Consider the following 22,581-nt stretch of genomic DNA (forward strand, 5'->3'; position numbering starts at 1 on the left):
TTTGAACTGCTCTTTTTCTTTTTAATGAGTGTCTAGCTTTAAACAAGTTCGTCGATAGACGTATGATCTTTATCGAGTCCTTGAGCAACTGGTAGGCTAGTTAAGTAACCTTGATAAGTGGTCACACCTTGACGCAAGCCCTCATCTTCAGCAATTGCTTGTGCGAACCCTTTTCCAGCCAAAGCTTCGATATAAGGAAGAGTGACATTGGTTAGGGCGATGGTTGAAGTACGAGCAACCGCACCAGGGATATTGGCAACGGCATAGTGGAGAACACCGTGTTTTTCATAGACGGGTTCATCGTGTGTTGTCACACGGTCAGCTGTTTCGATAACGCCACCTTGGTCAACGGCAACGTCAACGATGACAGAGCCTGGACGCATTTGTTTGACCATCTCATCTGTCACCAATTTCGGAGCCTTGGCACCAGGGATAAGCACCGCTCCAATTACCACATCGGCATCTCTCACACTTGCTTCAATGTTGAATGAATTTGACATAAGAGTTTGGATTTGATTCCCAAAGACTTCTTCTAGTACTGAGAGGCGTTTGGCACTGATATCTAAAATAGTCACTTGAGCACCGAGTCCAAGGGCAATGCGGGCAGCATGTGTACCGACGACACCACCACCGATGATGGTTACTTTTCCTTTTGGAACACCCGGCACACCACCTAGTAGGACACCAGAACCACCAGCTTGCTTAGTAAGGAAGTGAGCTCCGATTTGAACAGCCATACGACCTGCAACCTCACTCATAGGAACGAGGAGTGGTAGTTGTCCTTGATTGTCACGAACAGTTTCATAGGCAATTCCTGTTGTTTTGGCTGCTAACATAGCACCTGCTAATTCTGGTGCAGCGGCCATGTGCAAGTAAGTGAAGAGGAGAAGATCATCGCGCAAATAACCGTATTCAGAAGCTAGTGGTTCTTTTACTTTCACGACTAATTCGGCTGCCCAGGCTTCAGCAGCAGTTGCGACAATCTCAGCTCCTTGCTTTTGATAGTCTGCATCAGTAAATCCTGAACCGAGACCAGCATTTGTTTCGATGAGAACACGATGTCCACGACTGACTAAACTGTGGACGCCAGCAGGAGTGAGGGCAACACGGTTTTCATTATTTTTAATTTCTTTTGGGATTCCGATTAACATAGAGATAACCTACCTTTCAATTGACGGTCTTGTTTTGGTTGTCACATTCCAGTTCATAAATCAAAAATGTGATGGTTTTATTGTATATGAAACCGCTTCAAAAATCAAGAAAAACTTGTCATCCAAATTTATTTATGCTAGACTAGTGAGAATCAAGCTCTAATGGAGGGAAAAGTATGGAATCAATATTTGTGAAATTTGCCCAGTACCCAACTATAGAAACGAAGCGTTTATTGCTCCGACCTGTAACCTTGGATGATGCAGAAGCTATGTTTGAGTATGCTTCAGACAGAGAAAATACACGATACACTTTTCCAACAAATCAAAGCTTAGAAGAAACTAAGAACAACATTGCTCAGTTTTACTTGTCTAATCCCTTGGGCCGTTGGGGAATCGAATTAAAAAGCAATGGTCAGTTTATTGGAACTATTGATTTGCACAAGATTGACCACATTCTCAAAAAAGCAGCTATTGGCTACATTATCAATAAAAAGTATTGGAATCAAGGATTGACGACAGAAGCCAATCGCGCCGTGATTGAGCTGGCTTTTGAGAAAGTTGGAATGAACAAGTTGACCGCTCTTCACGATAAGGATAATCCCGCATCAGGAAAGGTCATGGAGAAATCAGGTATGCGCTTTTCCCACGAAGAACCCTATGCTAGAATGGATAACAAAGAACCAGGTCGAATTATCACAAGGGTTCATTATGTCTTGACTAAGGAAGACTATTTTGCAAATAAATAAGCAGTTGAAAAGAAATTTTCGACTGTTTTTTCTTTCTCTTGCGAATAACTTAAGAGAGGAGAAAATATGGAAGCAATTATCGAGAAAATCAAAGAGTATAAAATCATTGTCATCTGTGCTGTTTTAGGCTTGGCCTTAGGCGGATTTTTCCTACTAAAGCCATCTACACAGACACCTGTGAAAGAAACAAACTTGCAAGCTGAAGTCTCGGCCGTTTCAAAGGATTCATCGTCTGAAAAGGAAGTCAAGAAGGAAGAAAAGGAAGAGTCTCCTGAACAAGATCTGATCACAGTGGATGTCAAAGGTGCTGTCAAATCGCCAGGGATTTATGATTTGCCAGTAGGAAGTCGAGTTCATGATGCCGTTCAGAAGGCGGGTGGATTGACAGAGGAAGCAGATAGTAAGTCGCTTAATCTAGCACAGAAAGTCAGTGACGAGGCTCTTGTCTATGTTCCAACTAAGGGAGAAGAATCAGCTAGTCAGCAGACTGCCTCTGGAACGACTTCTTCGACAAGTAAAGATAAGAAGGTCAACCTCAATAAAGCTAGTCTGGAAGAACTCAAGCAGGTCAAAGGCTTGGGAGGAAAACGAGCCCAGGATATTATCGACCATCGTGAGGCAAATGGCAAGTTCAAGTCGGTTGATGAACTCAAGAAGGTCTCTGGCATTGGTGCCAAGACCATAGAAAAGTTAAAAGACTATGTTACAGTGGATTAAGAATTTCCCAATTCCCTTAATCTATCTGAGTTTTCTATTGCTCTGGCTTTACTATGCCATTTTTGGAGCGTCCTATCTCTCACTGCTAGGTTTTGTTTTTTTGCTTGTCTGTCTCTTTTTCCAATTTCTATGGAAATCTGCTGGAAAAGTTTTAGCGATTTGTGGAGTTTTCGGATTTTGGTTTTTGTTTCAAAACTGGCAACAGACACAAGCTAGTCAAAACCTAGTGGATTCTGTTGAAAGGGTACGAATTTTACCAGATACCATCAAAGTCAATGGAGACAGTCTGTCCTTTCGGGGCAAGGCTGAGGGCCGCACCTTCCAAGTTTACTATAAACTCCAGTCTGAGGAGGAGAAAGAGCTCTTTCAGACCTTAACAGACCTTCACGAGATAGAGCTAGAAGGAAAACTTTCAGAGCCTGAAGGGCAGAGAAATTTTGGTGGATTTGACTACCGAGCCTATCTGAAGACTCAGGGGATTTACCAGACACTGACTATCAAGAACATCCAGTCACTTAAAAAGGTTAACAGTTGGGATATAGGTGAAAATTTGTCGGCTTTACGTCGAAAGGCTGTAGTTTGGATCAAGACGCACTTTCCAGATCCTATGCGCAATTATATGACTGGGCTCTTGCTGGGATATTTGGACACAGACTTTGAGGAGATGAATGAGCTCTATTCCAGTCTTGGAATTATCCATCTCTTTGCCTTGTCGGGTATGCAGGTGGGCTTTTTCATGGATGCCTTTAAGAAACTCCTCTTGCAATTGGGCTTGACTCAAGAAAAGTTGAAGTGGCTAACTTATCCCTTTTCTCTTATCTATGCAGGTCTGACAGGATTTTCAGCTTCGGTCATTCGCAGTCTCTTGCAAAAGTTACTAGCCCAACATGGTGTTAAAGGTTTGGATAATTTTGCCTTGACGATCCTTGTCCTCTTTATCATCATGCCCAACTTTTTCTTGACAGCTGGAGGGGTCTTGTCCTGCGCTTATGCTTTTATCTTGACTATGACTAGCAAAGAAGGCGATGGGATCAAGGCTGTTGCTAGAGAAAGTCTGGTCATTTCCTTGGGAATATTGCCCATTCTATCCTTCTATTTTGCAGAATTTCAGCCTTGGTCTATCCTTTTGACCTTTGTCTTTTCTTTTCTGTTTGATGTGGTATTCTTACCGCTTTTGTCCATCTTATTCATTCTGTCTTTTGTTTACCCAGTCACTCAGTTTAACTTTGTCTTTGAGTGGTTGGAGGGCATCATTCGCTTGGTTTCACAGATGGCAAGTAGGCCCTTGGTCTTTGGACAACCCAACGCATGGCTGTTGATTCTACTGTTAATTTCCTTGGCAATACTGTATGATTTTAGGAAAAACATCAAAAGACTAGCAGGATTCAGTCTCTTTGTCATAGGGCTCTTTTTCTTAATCAAGCATCCTCTGGAAAATGAAATTACCATGCTGGATGTAGGGCAGGGAGAAAGTATTTTCCTACGGGATGTAACTGGAAAAACCATTCTCATAGACGTGGGAGGCAAGGCAGAGTCTGATAAGAAAATTGAAAAATGGCAAGAAAAGGCGACGACCAGCAATGCCCAGAGAACCTTGATTCCCTATCTTAAAAGTCGAGGAGTAGAGAAGATTGACCAGCTGGTTTTGACCAATACAGACAAGGAGCATGTTGGCGATTTGCTAGAAGTAACAAAGGCTTTCCATGTCGGAGAGATTTTAGTATCAAAAGGAAGTCTGACACAGAAGGAATTTGTAGCGGAGCTAGAAGCAAGCCAAACCGAGGTGCGCAGTGTGGCAGCAGGGGAGAACTTGCCGATTTTTGGCAGTTACTTAGAAGTCCTATCTCCAAGGAAGATTGGAGATAGGAATCGTGATGATTCTCTGGTTCTTTATGGAAAACTCTTGGATAAGCATTTTCTCTTTACTGGAAACTTGAAAGAGAAGGGAGAGAAGGATCTTCTAAAGCAATATCCTGACTTAGAGGTGGATGTCTTGAAAGCAAGCCAACATGGTGCTAAAACATCATCCAATCCAGCTTTCATAGAAAAAATCAAACCAGAAATTACTCTCATCTCAGTTGGAAAAAACAATCGTGCGAAACTTCCCCATCAGGAAACCTTGACACGAATGGAAAGTATCAAGAGTAAGATTTACAGAACTGACCAGCAAGGGGCTATCCGCTTTAAAGGATGGAATAGTTGGCGAATTGAAACGGTGCGATAAAATAGACAAAGTTTTTCGAAAAATTGACTTTTTATCTTGACAAGGGATAGAAAACTTGGTATCATATAAAAGTTGAGAAAAGCAGAAGTGAGAGCTTCTCGCCTTGTGACATCAAGTTGCCTGGCCCTACGGATGAAAAGTTTCTAAGAAACGCTATCATAACGTGCGGGCTTGTATCATTACGAGTCCGCTATTGTTTTTCTCTAATAATAAAAAAGAGGTGAAAACCATAGCAAAGCAAGACTTATTCATCAATGATGAAATTCGTGTACGTGAAGTTCGCTTGATCGGTCTTGAGGGAGAACAGCTAGGCATCAAGCCACTCAGCGAAGCGCAAGCATTGGCTGATAGTGCAAATGTTGACTTAGTATTGATTCAACCCCAAGCAAAACCACCTGTTGCTAAAATTATGGACTACGGTAAGTTCAAATTTGAGTATCAGAAAAAGCAAAAAGAACAACGTAAAAAACAAAGTGTTGTTACTGTGAAAGAAGTTCGTCTGAGTCCAACTATTGACAAGGGTGACTTTGACACAAAACTTCGCAATGCACGCAAGTTCCTTGAAAAAGGAAATAAAGTTAAGGTATCCATTCGCTTTAAAGGGCGTATGATCACCCATAAAGAGATTGGTGCAAAAGTTTTAGCCGAGTTTGCTGAAGCAACACAAGATATTGCAATCATCGAACAACGAGCTAAGATGGATGGACGCCAAATGTTCATGCAGTTGGCGCCAGCAACTGACAAAAAATAATTGTCAGAAAGTTAAATAAAGGAGAAAAAATCATGCCAAAACAAAAAACACACCGCGCATCAGCTAAACGTTTCAAACGTACAGGTTCTGGTGGACTTAAACGTTTCCGTGCTTACACTTCTCACCGTTTCCACGGAAAAACTAAGAAACAACGTCGTCATCTTCGTAAAGCATCTATGGTGCATTCAGGAGATTTCAAACGTATCAAAGCAATGCTTACTCGCTTGAAATAATAGCCTAATAGTAAGTAAACAATTCTAGGAAATATTTGGAGGAAATAAAACATGGCACGTGTTAAAGGTGGCGTTGTATCACGCAAACGTCGTAAACGTATTCTTAAATTAGCAAAAGGTTACTATGGAGCTAAACACATCTTGTTCCGTACTGCAAAAGAACAAGTAATGAACTCTTACTACTATGCATACCGTGACCGTCGTCAGAAAAAACGTGACTTCCGCAAATTGTGGATCACTCGTATCAATGCGGCAGCTCGTTTGAACGGACTTTCATACTCACAATTGATGCATGGTTTGAAATTGGCTGAAATCGAAGTTAACCGTAAAATGCTTGCTGATTTGGCTGTTAATGATGCAGCAGCTTTCACAGCTCTTGCAGATGCAGCTAAAGCAAAACTTGGTAAATAATAATTGATAAGACTGGAACAGGATTGTCCCAGTCTTTTTAAAAATAAAGGAGAATATATGGCTTCAAAAATGCTACACACTTGTTTGCGAGTAGAAAACCTTGAAAAATCAATCGCATTTTATCAAGATGCTTTTGGATTTAAAGAATTGCGTCGCAGAGATTTTCCAGATCATGCCTTCACGATTGTCTATCTAGGACTTGAGGGTGACGACTATGAGTTGGAATTGACTTATAACTACGATCACGGCCCTTATGTGGTGGGAGATGGTTTTGCACATATCGCCCTCAGTACACCTGACCTTGAAGCGCTTCATCAAGAGCACAGTGCAAAAGGATATGAAGTGACTGAGCCAAATGGTCTACCAGGAACTGCACCAAACTATTACTTTGTCAAGGATCCTGATGGCTACAAAGTCGAAGTGATTCGTGAAAAATAATCGAGTAATGTCAAGTAGAATGTTCGTTTTCTACTTGACTTTTTTTCTTTGAAAGGGTATACTAATACAAATTTAACCTTTAAGGGGAGTCCAGAGAGACTCACAAGGTGTCAGATAAAAGGGATAGGGGACTCTCTGTGGAGACTTTTTAAGTGTGCGCATGAGTTCTAGCCTAACCTAACTGAGGCCTTGCATTAGCAAGGCCTTTTCTTTATCTGGTCCCCTTAAATTTAAGGAGGAAAATCATGAATCCCACATGTAAGAAGCGTTTGGGTGCCATTCGTTTGGAAACCATGAAGGTGGTTGAACAGGAGGAAATTGCGCCAGCAATCTTTGAATTAGTTCTAGAAGGAGAAATGGTTGAAGCTATGCGAGCAGGCCAATTTCTACATCTACGTGTGCCTGATGATGCCCATCTCTTGCGCCGTCCTATTTCAATTTCGTCTATTGACAAGGCAAATAAGCAGTGTCATCTCATTTATCGGATAGAGGGTGCTGGAACCGCTATTTTTTCAACCTTAAGTCAGGGAGATACTCTTGATGTGATGGGGCCTCAGGGAAATGGTTTTGACTTGTCTGATTTAGACAATCAGAGCCAAGTTCTCCTCGTTGGTGGTGGGATCGGTGTTCCACCCTTGCTTGAGGTGGCTAAGGAATTGCATGCGCGTGGGGTGACAGTAGTGACAGTCCTCGGTTTTGCGACTAAGGATGCTGTTATTCTCGAAACCGAATTGGCCCAATATGGTCAGGTATTTGTAACGACAGATGATGGTTCTTATAGCATCAAGGGAAATGTTTCTGTTGTTATCAATGATTTAGGTAGTCAATTTGATGCGGTTTACTCATGTGGGGCACCTGGAATGATGAAGTACATCAATCAAACCTTTTATGACCACCCAAGAGCCTACCTATCTCTGGAATCTCGTATGGCTTGTGGGATGGGGGCTTGCTATGCCTGCGTTCTAAAAGTGCCAGATAGTGAGACTGTCAGTCAACGCGTCTGTGAAGATGGCCCTGTTTTCCGCACAGGAACAGTTGTGTTATAAGGAGAAAATTATGACTAAAAATCGTTTACAAGTTTCTCTTCCTGGTTTGGATTTGAAAAATCCAATTATACCAGCATCAGGCTGTTTTGGTTTTGGTCAAGAGTATGCCAAGTACTATGATTTAGACCTTTTAGGCTCTATTATGATCAAGGCGACGACACTTGAACCCCGTTTTGGCAATCCAACTCCAAGGGTGGCAGAGACACCTGCTGGTATGCTCAACGCAATCGGTTTACAAAATCCTGGTTTAGAAGCTGTTTTGGCTGAAAAACTTCCTTGGTTGGAAAGAGAATACCCAAATCTTCCTATCATCGCTAATGTAGCTGGCTTTTCAAAACAAGAGTACGCTGCCGTTTCTCGAGGAATTTCCAAGGCAGCCAATGTAAAAGCTATCGAGCTCAATATCTCCTGCCCGAATGTAGATCACGGCAATCATGGACTTCTGATTGGGCAAGATCCTGACTTGGCTTATGAAGTGGTAAAAGCGGCTGTGGAAGCCTCTGATGTGCCAGTCTATGTCAAGCTTACTCCTAGTGTAACAGATATTGTCACCGTCGCCAAAGCCGCAGAAGATGCAGGGGCAAGTGGCTTAACCATGATCAATACTCTAGTCGGTATGCGCTTTAACCTCAAAACTCGCAAACCAATCTTGGCCAATGGAACAGGTGGAATGTCTGGCCCGGCAGTTTTTCCAGTAGCCCTCAAACTCATCCGTCAAGTTGCCCAAACAACAGACCTGCCCATCATTGGAATGGGAGGAGTGGATTCGGCAGAGGCTGCACTAGAAATGTATCTGGCTGGAGCGTCTGCCATCGGAGTTGGAACAGCCAATTTTACCAATCCTTATGCCTGTCCTGATATCATCGAAAATTTACCAAAAGTTATGGACAAATATGGCATTAGCAGTTTGGAAGATCTCCGTAAGGAAGTCAAAGCCAGTCTGAGATAAGCTAGGTCTTCCTTATTGTCAACAAGAAATAGAATCTTCATCAATTTGTAATATTTCCGTCGGTTAACTATGTTACAATAGGGTTTAGAAAACGTTATTGGAGTATTTAAATGAAACGATGGAAAGTGGCCCTAGTAAGTGCTGGTTTATTGGGGTGTTTTTTTACTGTAGTGGAGACAGCAAAAGCAGAAGAGGGAACTTGGCAAGGAAAGACCTACCTCAAAGCTGATGGAAAACCAGTAACCAACCAATGGATCTTTGACCAAACGTATCAGAATTGGTTTTATCTTAAGGCTGATGGACAACGTGCAGAAAACGGCTGGTTGACTGTTGCTGGTAAGGACTACTATTTTGATGCTAATGGAATCTTGGCTACAAATACTTGGGTCAACCAATATTATGTCAATGCTAATGGTGCCAAGGCCAAGGACCAGTGGCTTTTTGACCAAGAAGGACAGAGCTGGCTTTACCTTAAGGCTGATGGTCAGAGAGCTAAAAACGAGTGGATTACTCAAGGACAGGAAAAATATTACCTTAAAGAAGATGGCAAGATGGCCAAGGATGAGTGGATCACTCAAGGTGAAGACCAGTACTATGTCAATTCTCAAGGGAAAATGCTGAAAAGTACTTGGCTTGGTAAGAACTATTTGTCAGAAAATGGTAATAAGGTCAAACAAGGTTGGATTTATGATGATAACTATAGCAGTTGGTTCTACATTCAACAAGATGGTACCTATGCTGAAAATGGCTGGCAAACTATAGATGGGAAGGACTACCATTTCAAATCAGGCGGTTATCTTTCTACTGAACGTTGGATTGACCGCTTCTATGTTGCTAAAAGTGGAGCTAAATTGAAATCGGAATGGCTCTTTGATAAGAATTATGATTCTTGGTTTTACTTGAAAGCTGATGGTAGCTATGCCGAAAAAGGCTGGGAAACGATTAAAGGTAAAGATTACCATTTCAAATTTGGAGGCTATCTTTCTACTGAACGTTGGATTGACCGCTTCTATGTTGCTAAAAGTGGAGCTAAACTGAAATCGGAATGGCTCTTTGACAAGAATTATAACTCATGGTTTTACTTGAAAGCTGACGGAACCTATGCTGAAAAAGGTTGGCAAATCATCAAAGGTAAGGATTACCATTTCAAATCCGGTGGCTACCTCTCCACAGAAACTTGGATTGACCGCAGCTATGTGACGAGTAGTGGAGCAAAAGCTGGTAAAGGTTGGCTCTTTGACAAGAATTATAACTCATGGTTCTATATCAACTCTGATGGAAATTATGCCAATAAAGAATGGATATGGGATAATGGTTACTACTATCTCAAATCTGGCGGTTATATGGCTGCAAGTGAGTGGGTGTGGTACAAGAACAATTGGTTCTACCTCAAGTCAAACGGGAAGATGGCTGAGAAAGAGCTTATCTACGATTCATCCGACCAATCATGGTACTACCTTAAATCAGGCGGTTACATGGCAAAAAACGAGACTGTAGATGGTCATACCTTGGATGCCTCCGGTAAATGGCATGTTGCGGATAAAACCAAATATTACAAAGTTAAACCCATCACAGCCTATGTCTACAGTGCATCTGGAGAAATCTTGAGTTACATTAATCAGGGAAGCATCGTTTCACTGGATAGCTCGACGCGAAAAGGTGGCCGACTTGCAGTTTCGATTTCTGGCTTGTCTGGCTATATGAATCAAAGTGATTTGACAGCAGTGGATGAAGGAAGCGAATTTATCCCTCATTATACTAGTGATGGGAAATTCCTCTACCATGAACTCTCTCCTTACACGAGTATCAAAGTAGCTCCACACACATCTGCTATGGTTATTGGTAAGAAGTACTACTCAACTGATGGTGAGCATTTTGATGGCTTTACCATTAAAAATCCTTTCCTTTATAAAAACTTGAGAGAACCAAGTAATTATAGTGCAGCTGAGTTGGATAAACTGTATTCGATGATGAACTTGCAGGATAGTCCTCTTGCGGGTAAAGGAGCGACTTTCAAAGAAGCTGAGGAACGCTACGGTGTCAATGCCCTTTACTTGATGGCACATAGTGCCCTTGAAAGTGCTTGGGGTCGCAGTCAAATTGCCAGAGATAAGAACAACTTCTTTGGTATTGCTGCTTATGATACTAGCCCATATCTCTCAGCCAAGAGTTTTGATAATGTGGATAAAGGAATCCTTGGAGCAGCCAAGTGGATCCGTGAGAATTACATTGACTACGGCAGAGACCACCTTGGAAATAAAGCAACCGGGATGAATGTTCGCTATGCTTCTGATCCATACTGGGGTGAGAAGATAGCCAGCATCATGATGACTATCAACAGCAAACTTGGTGGGAAAGACTGATCAAAAGAAATCAACGGTAACTACTGAAAAGTGGTTATCGTTTTTGTTTTGGACATTGGAGGATAAATAGTATAATAACAGACTTTTTACTCTTGAACAATTAACAAAATGATAGTAAAATGTAAGAGGAGATATTAATCTAATTACTATATAAAAAGGAGATTTTTATGAAAAAGCTACTATCCTTCTCAATTGCCTTGCTTTCAATCACAACCCTAGTTGCTTGTTCTGGACATAAGGCAGAATCAAAGGCCCCAGAAGAAAAAATTGAACAGAAGCAAATCAAGTTTGATGAGAAGTTGTTTAAAGAAGCTGGACTCTTGCCTTTTAAAAATGAGAAGCAACTAGAACTTGGAGAATTAGATTCTAAATCACGCGCAACGGGTGCTCATATTCAACTTAAGGACAGCGATGAGCCAACTGAGAAGAGAGAGTCCAAGTTGACTTATGATCCAGTTGGATGGCACAATTATAAATTCTTTTATGGTGATGGTAAAAAAGAAGCTTGGTTGATGAGTCGAGGCCATCTGATCGGGTACCAGTTTAGTGGATTAAACGATGAAAAGAGGAATCTGGTTCCAATGACTAACTGGCTCAATGCTGGAAATTATTCTGGAACAGATGATCAAAACCAAAGTAGCATGCTTTACTATGAAAATCGATTGGACTCTTGGTTGGCCAACCATCCGAACTACTATCTTGACTACAAGGTGACCCCAATCTATCAGAAAGATGAATTGATTCCGAGACAAATTGAATTGCAGTATGTGGGAATTGATGAAAATGGTAAACTTTTGGAAATCAAGCTGGGTGGTAGTAAAGAAAAGGTTGATCAGTATTCAGTGACGCATGTCGTTTTAGACAATGTTTCAGCTAATGCGGAAATCAATTACTTGGATGGTACTGCTAAAAATACAGTTGAAGATGCAAAGATAAAAGAAAAGGCTAAGAAGGAAGCTGAGGAAAAAGCCAAGAAAGAGGCTGAAGAAAAAGAAGCGGCTGAAAAGAAAGCAAAAGAAGAAGAGCAAGAAAAAGCTCGCCAAGCCACACAAGAAAAGGAAGAAAGCCAGGAATCAAACTCGCAATCAACAAATTCAGGTGGCTACTTTAGAGATAGAAAAGGAAGATGGCACAGACCAAATGGTAAATTCGCTTCCAAGAAAGAAATCAGAGAAGCCGGATTGCAGTGGTAAGAAGAATTTAGTAGATACACAGTCAAAAAGCCGTTGGAAAACGGTTTTTTGTTGCTTGTTTTGATGTATTATAGTAAAATTGTGAAGATATTAAATACTTTTTGGAGATTGAAATGAAGAAAAAAATAATGATATTGTCAATGTGTCTCATCATAGGAATTTCTGGTCTGGGGTACTATTTCTTATCCTATGCGCCTCATCAAGCTGCTGTAACTAAGTTTAAAGATGTAGTAAAGGATTTAAATGAAAAAAATAAAGAAGTTGAAGATCAAATAGCTGAGGCTGAAAAGGTTGTTGATAATGATGAAGAACCTCTTGATTCTAAGACATTGGAAGAATTGAAATCAACTATAAAGGATAGCAAAGATTCACTTCGTAAAATACCAGATATTGAAAAACAAACTGAGCAAATTGAGAAGCAAATTGAAGAATTAAGTCAACCATTAGATTATAGTGAAACAAAAAAGAATTTGTCTGAAAAATTGACTCACTATCAAAATAGCATTCTTCAATTAAAACAAATTACAAATCCTTCTAGTTCTTTTATTGAAGAAAGACTCAAAGAAATTGAATCAATTACTGGAGTACAATCTGTTACGGAGGATAATGACCCTAATAAAAAATTAAATAAACAAGGAGGATATACAGCGTCTGTATATTTCGTTGACAAGCAAGTGAATGAATCTGTAGAAGGCTCAGATATTGTTCAAAAAGGTAATGATGCTGGTGGAGATATAGAAGTTTATAAGACAAAAGAAGATGCAGAGAAACGCAATACTTATATTAGTGCTTTTGATGGAACTGCTTTGAATCCGGGATCACACTATGTTTATGGAACCATATTAATTCGCACTTCGCACCATTTAACAGGAACGCAACAGAAAGAACTGACTGAGAAAATCTACAATAAATTAATTGAACTAAAATAATAAAAAAATTGGATAGCTATTTGTTTTATTGAACTGAGACACAGTCAAAAAGCCGTTGGAAAACGGTTTTTTGTTATAATTAATTGAAGAATGTAGAATTAAAGGAGAACACCATGACATTTGAAGAAATCCTGCCTGGGTTAAAGGCTAAGAAAAAATATGTACGAACTGGTTGGGGAGGGGCAGAAAACTATGTCCAACTTTTTGACACCATCGAGCAAAACGGGGTTGCACTTGAAGTGACGCCTTATTTCCTAATCAACGTGTCTGGAGAAGGGGAAGGTTTTTCCATGTGGAGCCCGACACCTTGTGATGTTTTGGCAACGGATTGGGTAGAAGTGTATGACTAGACGTGTATTGATGACGGGAGTGAGTTCAGGTATCGGACTTGCTCAAGCTCGACTCTTTTTAGAGAAGGGTTATCAAGTTTATGGAGTTGACCAAGGTGAAAATCCCCTCTTAGAGGGTGATTTTCACTTTTTACAGAGAGATTTGACCTTGGACTTGGAGCCTATTTTTGACTGGTGTCCTTATGTGGATGTTTTGTGCAATACTGCAGGAGTTTTGGATGCTTACAAACCCCTTTTGGATCAAACAGCGCAGGAAATTCAAGAGATTTTTGAAATAAACTACATAACTCCTGTTGAGCTAACTCGACATTATTTGACACAAATGCTGGAAAATAAAAAAGGAATCATTATCAATATGTGTTCGATTGCCTCAAGTCTAGCTGGCGGAGGTGGTCATGCCTATACTTCCTCTAAGCATGCCTTGGCAGGATTTACCAAGCAGTTGGCCCTAGACTATGCTGAAGCTGGAATTCAGGTCTTTGGTATCGCTCCAGGAGCTGTTAAGACAGCTATGACTGCTACGGACTTTGAACCCGGTGGATTGGCTGACTGGGTGGCTAGTGAAACGCCAATCAAGCGCTGGATTGAGCCAGAGGAAGTAGCAGACCTTAGCCTTTTCTTAGCAAGTGGAAAAGCAAGCGCCATGCAAGGACAAATCCTGACGATTGATGGTGGCTGGTCTTTGAAGTAGCATAGTTGGTATTTAGTGAATATGTGGAGGTAAGCTATGAAAAGAGATGAGTTCGCATTTGTGTTACCAAGCCTCTATTATCAGTTTTTATCAGAATGGGACGAAGTGGATCCTTATGAGATTGGTGACTCAGGTATCTGTTTATATGCTAAGGAGGATCTCTTAGAGCGTAATGAGACCTATCAGATAGAAGTAGATGAACCAGACTTCTTTATGATTGGTCAAGAGGGAGATTTGGCCTACTTTATCAAGAAAAATGCTGATGATTGCATTTATGAAAATGATTTGGGTGCTTTGGGCTCTTTAGAAATGCAAAAAGTTGCTGCAACTGTCTATGACTTTATTGACAAGGTCTTAGAAGAAAGATTGTAAAAACCGGAGGGATAATTATGCTGAGAGCAACAGATGCGAATGAACCAATTACAAGAGAAGATCTTTTACAATTTGAGGAGAACCTTGGAAAGAAATTGCCGGAAGCCATGTTAAACTTTTATCTCAAGTACAATGGTGGTCAATCTTGTGTGTCTGGTGTTCATGATGACAAACATCTCTTTCCTTTCAATGCTTTTTATTCATTAGAGGAGATGGAGAAGGCCCTCAACTGGTTTGACGATGAGGTTGTTCCTGCTGGATTTCAGGCTAAAGACCTCCTTCATTTTGCCTATGATCCTGGGTCTGGAAACTATGCTCTGTCTCTAAGGGAAGAAGATTATGGCAAGGTTTACTACTATGTTTTAGAAGAAAGAGCTGAGATTTTTGGTCAATGGCTTTCATTTGAGGCTTTTCTGACTAGTTTTGTGGAAGGTGAGTAGAAATAAAAGGAGCAATCATACGTAAACACCAATTCTTTTCACTAGCAGATATTTTAGAGCAAGTTAAGTTAGAACAATGTACTCAAGATGACTTTTGCCTCTATGACAATGATGAAGGGAATTTGGCTTTCGATAGCCTTTATTTTGGTGTCGGATTATCCAGTTGTAGTTGATGATAAAGATGTCTACCCTGTGGGAAGTAGTAGAGAGAAATCTTAATCTGGTATATTATGGTGAGCATCTGATAGATGTCCTTCTAGTGCATTGGATGAAAAGCCAGACGCAAGCCCTGAATACTTGGTCGATGCCTTAATTTATTATAATCAACATGATACTTTTATTCCCTTTGCCTAGTAACTAAGCTGGATTTGCATAGTTCTATTAAACATAAGCGAATACAGTAAGGAGTCAAGAAATGATAGATTACAAAATGGTAAATAAAAAAATTTCACCTTTTAAATTTTTAGTCCATGATGAAGAGAGACAAAGTGTTCGAGGGTCGCTCATTTATTATCCTGATGGAGAATACAGACAGGAAGTATTCGACACTCGGGAAGATGAGGGATTCGAAGGAAATGGATACGATTGGGCATCTCTTGCTTTGATATTTTTAGAGGAAAAAATGCCTGAATTAAGCTAATCTATTGACTTTGATCCAGAAGGAAGTATGTTTTGTGCCTATTCTTCCAATATTGATGCCTTAGCAACATTTGCTTTAGGTTTTAAGGAGTTTTGCGACGATTCTGAGTCTATGATAGACTTGTTTAGTCGAGCAGAGTTAGATTAGCTGATTAGAAAAGCTTTAACTACTAGATATTTGACTAGGGAAAAGACACAAAGGAGTGAAGATGAAGCTGATAGAAGTATTTGAGCTAGTGGAAAATCATTCTGATTTAAAACCCTATGTAGAAAAAATATTAAAAAAGTACAAGAAGACCAACTGTTCCTATCTTGAGTCTCTTAATCACCTTGCTTATTTACTCTATCTATATGGTCAAAAAGAACTAGCTAAAAAGTTGTTAGATATTTTGCTACAAATTCCCTTTGAAGGAGATTATAATAGTTGGACCTTTGTTGAGAGTTCGATAGTCTTGTTGGCCTATATGGAAAAGCAGACGGAAAATCAGGTGTCCATCTATCAAAATCTCCTTTTAAGTCCACTAGATTCTGGGGAGGAATCAACTAGAAAAATAAGAAGGAGAGTACATCAGAGATTTTTGAATGGTGATACTTTGGAACAAAAGCTTGCAAAAATCGAGCAAGCTTCGACCTTTACATCTGAAATTGAATGGCGCTTACTTTACTTAGCAGACTTGTTAAAACTTCAGTTGTTTAGTGCGGAATCAACTCTGGACGAGGCGGATATCCAGTCTAAAATAGAAGAACAAATCGAAAGATTACAAAGCTTTATCAAGGAGCAAGGTATTGTTAGCCTTTTCCCTTTTAAGGGATGAGGAAGTGTGGCTAAATTTGAAGGATGGAAAGAGGTGAATGGCTATGAAAAACCAGCTAGCCCTTAGTGGAGAGCAAATTGTTGAAAAAGTTTACCCACAACTATTGCATCATGTTGGTATGATTCGTGGGGAATACTTACTGAGAGAGCTTAATCAAAACATCCTATTAGCAAGTTGTCAGCAATTTGTAAAAGATTATCTAGATACCATTTGCTCCTTGTACTCAGATGAAGAGGTTTGGTATCGTTTTTCAGAGTTAACAAATACAGAAGCTAATTGTTTAGAGGGGACTAAAGAGTATTTTGATGAAAATCATCCCTTATTTGGATATAGAGGGATAAGGCGTTTGCTGGCGTGTCCGAATGAATTTCAGGCTGAGGCACATGTCGTTACAGAAGTTTATCAAACCAATTCCAATCTGTCTGTTATTTTTCCTTTTGTCAATGATGCCGACCAATTAAAACAAGCTATTAGAGTATTGCGTGAGCATGGTTTTACTGGAAAAGTCGGTACAATGATTGAATTACCGTCAGCATATTTTGACTTGGACAGGATACTGGAAACTGGCATTTCAAAGATTGTAGTTGGAATGAATGATTTGACTTCCTTTGTTTTTTCGACTGTGAGAAACAGTCAATGGCATGATATGGAAAGTCCAATAATGTTAGATATGCTGAGAGATATGCAGGATAAAACAAGGATGAAAAAGATTGACTTTGCTGTAGCAGGCTATCTGAATGCTTCTTTCATACAAAAAACGAATCAGATGGGTATCAAGTGTATTATCCACTATAGTTCTATTCCAGAGATTTTTGATTTAGATATTGATCATCCAGACCACCTCAAACGTGTAAAAGAAGTAAGTAAAAAATTACAAAGGAGTGATCTATGACACCGCAAGAAATGTGGAATATTTACAAGCAAATTAACCCCTCTATCGGAGATGAGATAGACGCCTGGGCTTTTGGAGTGGAAGCAGATCTCTTGGCAGATTTGGTTTTAAAAGGCGAAAAGACAGCAACCGCCTCAGTCTACGACCTCTACGCACTAGAAGACGAACCTCTTCCACAAGAAGGAACCTTCGATGTCATTTTAGACAGTCAAAATCAGGCTGTCTGCATTGTCGAAATTACCAAGGTTTCCGTTCAGCCTTTTCATCAAGTTTCTGCAGACCATGCCTACAAGGAAGGTGAGGGAGACAAATCTTTAGCCTATTGGCGCCAGGTTCATGAGGACTTTTTCACCGAGTGGATGAGGGAGGCTGGACTGACTTTTACACCTGACAGCAAGGTCGTTTTGGAAGAATTTCGTAAGGTCTACCCACTGTAGACTGCCAGAAGGAAGAAAGTTTTGGAAATTACCGTCCAATCCTTTTTTCTAAAGCAAAACATGATATAATAAGTTTGTTTGAAGAAGAGTAAAACTCTTAAACTTAGAATAGGAGAAAACTATGCAAGCAGTTGAACATTTTATTACCCAATTTGTTCCTGAACATTATGATTTATTTTTAGACTTGAGTCGTGAGACCAAGACGTTTTCTGGGAAGGTGACCATTACTGGTCAAGCACAGAGTGATCGTATTTCCCTTCACCAAAAAGACTTGGAAATCGCTTCTGTAGAAGTTGCGGGTCAAGCTCGTCCGTTTACAGTTGACCATGACAATGAAGCCCTTCATATCGAATTAGCTGAGGCTGGCAAAGTTGAAGTGGTTCTTGACTTTTCTGGTAAAATCACAGACAACATGACAGGGATTTACCCTTCTTACTACACAGTTGATGGTGTCAAGAAGGAGGTCTTGTCTACTCAGTTTGAAAGCCATTTTGCGCGTGAAGCATTCCCATGTGTGGATGAGCCTGAAGCCAAAGCAACTTTTGACCTTTCTCTACGTTTTGACCAAGCAGAAGGTGAAGTTGCCTTGTCAAACATGCCAGAAATTGATGTTGAAAACCGTAAGGAAACAGGCATCTGGAAGTTTGAGACAACACCTCGCATGTCTTCTTACTTGTTGGCCTTTGTTGCTGGTGATTTGCAAGGGGTAACGGCTAAAACTAAAAACGGTACCCTCGTCGGTGTCTACTCAACGAAAGCCCACCCACTATCTAACCTTGATTTCTCACTAGACATCGCCGTTCGCTCGATCGAGTTTTACGAAGATTACTATGGAGTTAAGTATCCAATCCCTCAATCACTTCACATCGCCCTTCCTGACTTCTCAGCTGGTGCTATGGAAAACTGGGGTCTTGTGACTTACCGTGAAGTTTACTTGGTTGTAGATGAGAACTCAACCTTTGCTAGCCGTCAACAAGTTGCCCTAGTTGTAGCGCATGAGTTGGCCCACCAATGGTTTGGAAACCTCGTTACTATGAAATGGTGGGATGACCTCTGGCTCAATGAAAGCTTCGCTAACATGATGGAATACGTCTGTGTGGATGCCATCGAGCCAAGTTGGAATATCTTTGAAGACTTCCAAACAGGTGGTGTTCCAGCTGCGCTTAAACGCGATGCGACTGATGGTGTTCAGTCTGTTCATGTCGAAGTTAAACACCCAGATGAAATCAACACGCTCTTTGATGGCGCTATCGTCTATGCTAAAGGAAGCCGTCTCATGCACATGCTTCGCCGTTGGCTCGGTGATGCTGATTTCGCTAAAGGCTTGCATGCTTACTTTGAAAAACACCAATACAGCAATACCATCGGTCGTGACCTTTGGAATGCTCTCGGACAAGCATCAGGACGTGATGTCGCAGCTTTCATGGATTCTTGGTTGGAACAGCCTGGCTATCCAGTTCTCACTGTCAAAGTTGAAAATGATGTCTTGAAGATTTCGCAAAAACAATTCTTCATCGGTGAGCACGAAGACAAGAACCGCCTCTGGGTTGTCCCACTCAACAGCAACTGGAAGGGTCTACCAGATACACTTGAAACTGAAAGTATCGAAATCCCTGGCTATGCTGCTCTTCTTGCTGAAAACGAAGGAGCCCTTCGTCTCAACACTGAAAATACAGCCCACTACATTACAGATTATCAAGGAGACTTGTTAGAAGCTGTTCTTGCTGACTTAGAAACACTTGATAACACAAGCAAACTACAAATCGTTCAAGAACGTCGTTTGCTTGCTGAAGCGGGTCACATTTCTTATGCTGACTTGCTCCCAGTCCTAGATAAACTTGCTAAGGAAGAGTCTTACCTGGTGGTTTCAGCTATTTCTCAAGTGATTTCAGCCCTTGAGCGCTTTATTGATGAAGGAACGGATGCTGAAACAGCCTTCAAAGCACTGGTTGCTAAATTGGCTCGTCACAACTATGACCGTCTTGGTTTTGAAGCCAAAGATGGAGAATCAGATGAGGACGAATTGGTTCGTCAGTTGACCATTTCCATGATGATTCGCTCCAATGATGCAGAAGCTAGTCAAGTCGCTAGCCAAATCTTTGCAGCTCATAAGGAGAACCTTGCAGGACTTCCAGCAGCCATCCGTGCACAAGTTCTCATAAATGAGATGAAACACCATGAGACAAAGAACTTGGTCGCAACTTATCTGGACCTCTACACTCATGCCACAGATGCTGTCTTCAAACGCCAGTTGGCAGCTGCTCTAGCCTACAGTACAGATGCTGACAATATTCAAACCTTGGTTGGCTCATGGAAGGATAAGTTTGTTGTGAAACCACAAGACTTGTCTGCTTGGTATTACCAGTTCCTAGATCATCAAACAACTCAAGAAACTGTTTGGGTATGGGCGCGTGAAAACTGGGATTGGATCAAGGCAGCTCTTGGTGGGGATATGAGCTTTGATAGCTTTGTTATCCTACCTGCCCATGTATTTAAGACAGAGCAACGCTTGGCAGAGTACAAGGAATTCTTTGAACCGCAACTTTCTGACCTTGCTCTTAGCCGTAACATTCGTATGGGGATCAAGGATATCGCAGCGCGTGTTGACTTGATCAAGCGTGAGAAAGCAGCAGTCGAAGCTGTTGTAGCCCAATATGCTAAAGCTTAATTCATTCGAAATGTAAATAAAAAACTCAACTTTCTATCTGAAAAGAAGAGAGAGTTGAGTTTTTTTTAAGGCAATTTTGGTATAATAATCGTAACAAGGAGGAGTTTCTGATGATAAAAATCTTATTAGTAGAAGATGACCTAGGTCTGTCAAACTCAGTATTTGACTTTTTAGATGATTTTGCAGATGTTATGCAGGTTTTTGATGGAGAAGAAGGTCTCTACGAAGCTGAAAGTGGCGTCTATGACTTGATTTTGCTTGACCTGATGTTGCCAGAAAAAAATGGGTTCCAAGTCTTAAAAGAGTTGCGAGAAAAAGGGATCTCAACACCAGTACTAATCATGACTGCTAAGGAAAGTTTGGATGACAAGGGACATGGTTTTGAGTTGGGGGCAGATGACTACCTCACCAAACCTTTCTATCTAGAAGAACTCAAAATGCGGATTCAAGCCCTTCTCAAACGTTCAGGTAAGTTTAATGAAAACACATTGACCTATGGAGATATTGTCGTCAACCTTTCGACGAATGAAGTGAAAGTGGAAGATACTCCTGTAGAACTACTCGGAAAAGAGTTTGAGTTATTAGTTTACTTCCTTCAAAATCAAAATGTCATTCTTCCCAAGACGCAAATTTTTGACCGCCTATGGGGATTTGATAGCGATACGACGATTTCCGTCGTAGAAGTCTATGTTTCAAAAGTTCGTAAGAAACTGAAGGGGACAGCTTTTGCTGAGAATCTTCAAACCTTGCGTAGTGTCGGGTATATTTTAAAAGATGTTCAATAAACTAAAAAAAACATGGTATGCGGATGATTTCAGTTATTTTATTCGAAACTTTGGAGTGTTCACCCTGATCTTCTCTGCGATGACCTTGATTATCCTCCAGGTCATGCACTCGAGTCTCTACACTTCTGTAGATGAAAAACTCCAAGCTCTTAGTAGTAGTCCCCAAGCGGTTATCCAGTTAGCCCTGAATCGGGCAACTGAGGAAGTCAAGGATATTCAACCAGCAACAGCGGATGCCAGCAAGGCTGAAATCAAACCCAATGTCAGCTCCAATACGGAAGTCTTGCTCTTTGACAAGGATTTTAACCAACTCTTACTGGGTAATCGTTTTTTAGGTTTGGATAAGATCAAGCTGGATAAGAAAGAGTTGAATCACATTCGTCAACTCCAAGTTGTCAATAGCTACGGTCTGGAAGAAACCTACCGGATGATCTTGATGGAAACCAATTCATCCACTGTTTCAAGTAATGTCAAATATGCGGCAATCTTGATCAACACTAGTCAGCTTGAGCAGATTAGCCAAAACCATGAGCATTTAATCGTAGTGGTCATGGCCAGTTTCTGGCTCCTATCTTTAATTGCCAGTGTTTATCTGGCACGTGTCAGTGTCAAACCTCTGCTGGAAAGTATGCAAAAGCAGAAGTCCTTTGTTGAAAATGCGAGCCACGAACTGAGAACGCCTTTGGCCGTTTTACAAAATCGTTTAGAGACTCTCTTTCGAAAACCAGAGGCAACGATTATGGAATCCAGCGAAAGTATCGCTTCGAGTCTTGAAGAAGTTCGCAACATGCGTTTCCTCACGACCAATCTTCTCAACCTTGCACGTCGAGATGATGGAATCAAACCAGAAATAGCAGAAGTATCACCACAGTTTTTTAAGACTACCTTTGCCAACTATGAGTTGATTGCTTCTGAAAATGATCGTATTTTTGAGTATGAAAATCGGATTTATCGTTCTTTTATGACCGATCAGTTGCTTCTAAAACAGCTCATGACCATCTTATTTGATAATGCCATTAAGTATACTGAAGAAGATGGGGAAATTGAGTTTGTGGTCCATGCTACGGATCGCCACCTCTATCTATCCGTAACGGATAACGGAATTGGGATTTCAGCTGCCGATAAGAAGAAAATCTTTGACCGCTTTTATCGTGTAGACAAGGCAAGAACTCGTCAGAAAGGCGGTTTTGGTCTAGGTTTATCTTTGGCCAAGCAAATCGTTGATGCCTTACGAGGAACGATTACCGTTAAAGATAACAAGCCTAGAGGAACGATTTTTGAAGTTAAGATTGCTATCCAATCTCCTCCCAAACGTAAGAATAAATAAAAAGACAGTTATAT

At 40.8% G+C, this 22,581-nt stretch carries 23 protein-coding genes, 1 pseudogene and 1 other annotated feature; of the genes and pseudogenes, 23 read left to right on the forward strand and 1 reads right to left on the reverse strand.

What is annotated here, in order from left to right; translation table 11 throughout:
- Positions 1–38 precede the first annotated feature (38 nt).
- Positions 39–1,151 carry an alanine dehydrogenase gene (ald, locus tag DB729_RS09175; RefSeq protein WP_109289919.1) on the reverse strand — a complete coding sequence of 371 codons (1,113 nt, stop codon included), beginning with the start codon at positions 1,149–1,151 and terminating at the stop codon, positions 39–41.
- A gap of 176 nt (positions 1,152–1,327) precedes the next feature.
- Between ald and DB729_RS09180 the strand changes: the two genes are divergently transcribed.
- The 23 genes and pseudogenes from DB729_RS09180 to DB729_RS09290 all read left to right on the forward strand — a co-directional run bounded on the left by DB729_RS09180 (position 1,328) and on the right by DB729_RS09290 (position 22,567).
- Entirely contained in the window at positions 1,328–1,897 is a 570-nt protein-coding gene (locus tag DB729_RS09180) for a GNAT family N-acetyltransferase (protein ID WP_000443763.1), read from the forward strand.
- A 66-nt stretch (positions 1,898–1,963) separates the two neighbouring features.
- Positions 1,964–2,614, forward strand: coding sequence for a helix-hairpin-helix domain-containing protein (locus DB729_RS09185; protein WP_109289918.1), 651 nt, complete (start codon positions 1,964–1,966; stop codon positions 2,612–2,614).
- Positions 2,598–4,838: a DNA internalization-related competence protein ComEC/Rec2 gene (locus DB729_RS09190; RefSeq protein ID WP_109289917.1), complete on the forward strand. Its 2,241-nt coding sequence runs from the start codon at positions 2,598–2,600 to the stop codon at positions 4,836–4,838. The genes DB729_RS09185 and DB729_RS09190 overlap by 17 nt, the downstream gene beginning before the upstream one ends.
- 73 nt (positions 4,839–4,911) lie before the next feature.
- Positions 4,912–5,043: a sequence feature (ribosomal protein L20 leader region), on the forward strand.
- Between the two features lie 15 nt (positions 5,044–5,058).
- Positions 5,059–5,589, forward strand: a complete 531-nt coding sequence (infC, locus tag DB729_RS09195; RefSeq protein ID WP_000848184.1) for a translation initiation factor IF-3 — start codon at positions 5,059–5,061, stop codon at positions 5,587–5,589.
- 32 nt (positions 5,590–5,621) lie between these two features.
- Positions 5,622–5,822, forward strand: coding sequence for a 50S ribosomal protein L35 (gene rpmI / locus DB729_RS09200; RefSeq protein WP_001125942.1), 201 nt, complete (start codon positions 5,622–5,624; stop codon positions 5,820–5,822).
- A 51-nt stretch (positions 5,823–5,873) separates the two neighbouring features.
- Positions 5,874–6,233: a 50S ribosomal protein L20 gene (gene rplT, locus DB729_RS09205; RefSeq protein WP_000124830.1), complete on the forward strand. Its 360-nt coding sequence runs from the start codon at positions 5,874–5,876 to the stop codon at positions 6,231–6,233.
- A 57-nt stretch (positions 6,234–6,290) separates the two neighbouring features.
- Positions 6,291–6,671, forward strand: coding sequence for a lactoylglutathione lyase (gene gloA, locus DB729_RS09210; protein WP_000157153.1), 381 nt, complete (start codon positions 6,291–6,293; stop codon positions 6,669–6,671).
- 245 nt (positions 6,672–6,916) lie between these two features.
- On the forward strand, positions 6,917–7,717 hold the full coding sequence (locus DB729_RS09215; RefSeq protein ID WP_001070094.1) for a dihydroorotate dehydrogenase electron transfer subunit: 801 nt from the start codon (positions 6,917–6,919) through the stop codon (positions 7,715–7,717).
- Positions 7,680–8,666: a dihydroorotate dehydrogenase gene (locus DB729_RS09220; RefSeq protein ID WP_165442252.1), complete on the forward strand. Its 987-nt coding sequence runs from the start codon at positions 7,680–7,682 to the stop codon at positions 8,664–8,666. Before DB729_RS09215 ends, DB729_RS09220 begins: the two co-directional genes overlap by 38 nt.
- A gap of 110 nt (positions 8,667–8,776) precedes the next feature.
- Positions 8,777–11,029 (forward strand): glucosaminidase domain-containing protein, encoded by a 2,253-nt coding sequence (locus tag DB729_RS09225; protein ID WP_109289915.1) that lies wholly within the window; start codon positions 8,777–8,779, stop codon positions 11,027–11,029.
- 167 nt (positions 11,030–11,196) lie between these two features.
- Positions 11,197–12,222 (forward strand): DNA/RNA non-specific endonuclease, encoded by a 1,026-nt coding sequence (locus tag DB729_RS09230; protein WP_109289914.1) that lies wholly within the window; start codon positions 11,197–11,199, stop codon positions 12,220–12,222.
- Positions 12,223–12,335: 113 nt separating this feature from the next.
- Positions 12,336–13,151, forward strand: coding sequence for a kinetochore Spc7 family protein (locus DB729_RS09235; RefSeq protein WP_109289913.1), 816 nt, complete (start codon positions 12,336–12,338; stop codon positions 13,149–13,151).
- A 113-nt stretch (positions 13,152–13,264) separates the two neighbouring features.
- Positions 13,265–13,501, forward strand: a complete 237-nt coding sequence (locus DB729_RS09240) for a DUF2829 domain-containing protein (protein WP_033684947.1) — start codon at positions 13,265–13,267, stop codon at positions 13,499–13,501.
- The gene (locus tag DB729_RS09245) at positions 13,494–14,192 is read left to right on the forward strand and encodes a 3-oxoacyl-ACP reductase (RefSeq protein WP_109289912.1); all 699 of its coding nucleotides are present in this window, start codon (positions 13,494–13,496) and stop codon (positions 14,190–14,192) included. The genes DB729_RS09240 and DB729_RS09245 overlap by 8 nt, the downstream gene beginning before the upstream one ends.
- Positions 14,193–14,228: 36 nt before the next feature.
- Positions 14,229–14,564, forward strand: a complete 336-nt coding sequence (locus tag DB729_RS09250; protein WP_109289911.1) for a hypothetical protein — start codon at positions 14,229–14,231, stop codon at positions 14,562–14,564.
- Positions 14,565–14,581: 17 nt separating this feature from the next.
- A complete protein-coding gene (locus DB729_RS09255; RefSeq protein ID WP_033584059.1) occupies positions 14,582–15,004 on the forward strand; it encodes an SMI1/KNR4 family protein in 423 nt (140 codons plus the stop codon).
- Between the two features lie 430 nt (positions 15,005–15,434).
- Positions 15,435–15,791: pseudogene (locus DB729_RS09260) on the forward strand (Imm51 family immunity protein).
- 61 nt (positions 15,792–15,852) lie between these two features.
- Positions 15,853–16,458 (forward strand): DUF6707 family protein, encoded by a 606-nt coding sequence (locus tag DB729_RS09265; RefSeq protein WP_084921018.1) that lies wholly within the window; start codon positions 15,853–15,855, stop codon positions 16,456–16,458.
- A gap of 43 nt (positions 16,459–16,501) precedes the next feature.
- Positions 16,502–17,350 (forward strand): putative PEP-binding protein, encoded by an 849-nt coding sequence (locus DB729_RS09270; RefSeq protein ID WP_109289920.1) that lies wholly within the window; start codon positions 16,502–16,504, stop codon positions 17,348–17,350.
- The gene (locus DB729_RS09275; protein ID WP_084872927.1) at positions 17,347–17,787 is read left to right on the forward strand and encodes an ASCH domain-containing protein; all 441 of its coding nucleotides are present in this window, start codon (positions 17,347–17,349) and stop codon (positions 17,785–17,787) included. The genes DB729_RS09270 and DB729_RS09275 overlap by 4 nt, the downstream gene beginning before the upstream one ends.
- 121 nt (positions 17,788–17,908) lie before the next feature.
- Entirely contained in the window at positions 17,909–20,455 is a 2,547-nt protein-coding gene (locus DB729_RS09280; protein ID WP_109289910.1) for a M1 family metallopeptidase, read from the forward strand.
- Between the two features lie 110 nt (positions 20,456–20,565).
- Complete coding sequence (gene ciaR / locus DB729_RS09285; RefSeq protein ID WP_061416663.1) at positions 20,566–21,240, forward strand: two-component system response regulator CiaR; 675 nt, start codon at positions 20,566–20,568, stop codon at positions 21,238–21,240.
- Positions 21,230–22,567 (forward strand): sensor histidine kinase, encoded by a 1,338-nt coding sequence (locus DB729_RS09290; RefSeq protein WP_109289909.1) that lies wholly within the window; start codon positions 21,230–21,232, stop codon positions 22,565–22,567. The genes ciaR and DB729_RS09290 overlap by 11 nt, the downstream gene beginning before the upstream one ends.
- Positions 22,568–22,581 lie beyond the last annotated feature (14 nt).

Origin of the sequence: Streptococcus halitosis (genome assembly GCF_003143695.2) — a bacterium.
Classification (GTDB): domain Bacteria; phylum Bacillota; class Bacilli; order Lactobacillales; family Streptococcaceae; genus Streptococcus; species Streptococcus halitosis.

Bases quoted from the DNA above. Each gene is read 5' to 3' on its own strand.
- ald (WP_109289919.1), bottom strand. From the start codon at position 1,151: ATGTTAATCGGAATCCCAAAAGAAATTAAAAATAATGAAAACCGTGTT.
- DB729_RS09180 (WP_000443763.1), top strand. From the start codon at position 1,328: ATGGAATCAATATTTGTGAAATTTGCCCAGTACCCAACTATAGAAACG.
- DB729_RS09185 (WP_109289918.1), top strand. From the start codon at position 1,964: ATGGAAGCAATTATCGAGAAAATCAAAGAGTATAAAATCATTGTCATC.
- DB729_RS09190 (WP_109289917.1), top strand. From the start codon at position 2,598: ATGTTACAGTGGATTAAGAATTTCCCAATTCCCTTAATCTATCTGAGT.
- rpmI (WP_001125942.1), top strand. From the start codon at position 5,622: ATGCCAAAACAAAAAACACACCGCGCATCAGCTAAACGTTTCAAACGT.
- rplT (WP_000124830.1), top strand. From the start codon at position 5,874: ATGGCACGTGTTAAAGGTGGCGTTGTATCACGCAAACGTCGTAAACGT.
- gloA (WP_000157153.1), top strand. From the start codon at position 6,291: ATGGCTTCAAAAATGCTACACACTTGTTTGCGAGTAGAAAACCTTGAA.
- DB729_RS09215 (WP_001070094.1), top strand. From the start codon at position 6,917: ATGAATCCCACATGTAAGAAGCGTTTGGGTGCCATTCGTTTGGAAACC.
- DB729_RS09220 (WP_165442252.1), top strand. From the start codon at position 7,680: ATGGCCCTGTTTTCCGCACAGGAACAGTTGTGTTATAAGGAGAAAATT.
- DB729_RS09225 (WP_109289915.1), top strand. From the start codon at position 8,777: ATGAAACGATGGAAAGTGGCCCTAGTAAGTGCTGGTTTATTGGGGTGT.
- DB729_RS09230 (WP_109289914.1), top strand. From the start codon at position 11,197: ATGAAAAAGCTACTATCCTTCTCAATTGCCTTGCTTTCAATCACAACC.
- DB729_RS09235 (WP_109289913.1), top strand. From the start codon at position 12,336: ATGAAGAAAAAAATAATGATATTGTCAATGTGTCTCATCATAGGAATT.
- DB729_RS09240 (WP_033684947.1), top strand. From the start codon at position 13,265: ATGACATTTGAAGAAATCCTGCCTGGGTTAAAGGCTAAGAAAAAATAT.
- DB729_RS09245 (WP_109289912.1), top strand. From the start codon at position 13,494: ATGACTAGACGTGTATTGATGACGGGAGTGAGTTCAGGTATCGGACTT.
- DB729_RS09250 (WP_109289911.1), top strand. From the start codon at position 14,229: ATGAAAAGAGATGAGTTCGCATTTGTGTTACCAAGCCTCTATTATCAG.
- DB729_RS09255 (WP_033584059.1), top strand. From the start codon at position 14,582: ATGCTGAGAGCAACAGATGCGAATGAACCAATTACAAGAGAAGATCTT.
- DB729_RS09265 (WP_084921018.1), top strand. From the start codon at position 15,853: ATGAAGCTGATAGAAGTATTTGAGCTAGTGGAAAATCATTCTGATTTA.
- DB729_RS09270 (WP_109289920.1), top strand. From the start codon at position 16,502: ATGAAAAACCAGCTAGCCCTTAGTGGAGAGCAAATTGTTGAAAAAGTT.
- DB729_RS09275 (WP_084872927.1), top strand. From the start codon at position 17,347: ATGACACCGCAAGAAATGTGGAATATTTACAAGCAAATTAACCCCTCT.
- DB729_RS09280 (WP_109289910.1), top strand. From the start codon at position 17,909: ATGCAAGCAGTTGAACATTTTATTACCCAATTTGTTCCTGAACATTAT.
- ciaR (WP_061416663.1), top strand. From the start codon at position 20,566: ATGATAAAAATCTTATTAGTAGAAGATGACCTAGGTCTGTCAAACTCA.
- DB729_RS09290 (WP_109289909.1), top strand. From the start codon at position 21,230: ATGTTCAATAAACTAAAAAAAACATGGTATGCGGATGATTTCAGTTAT.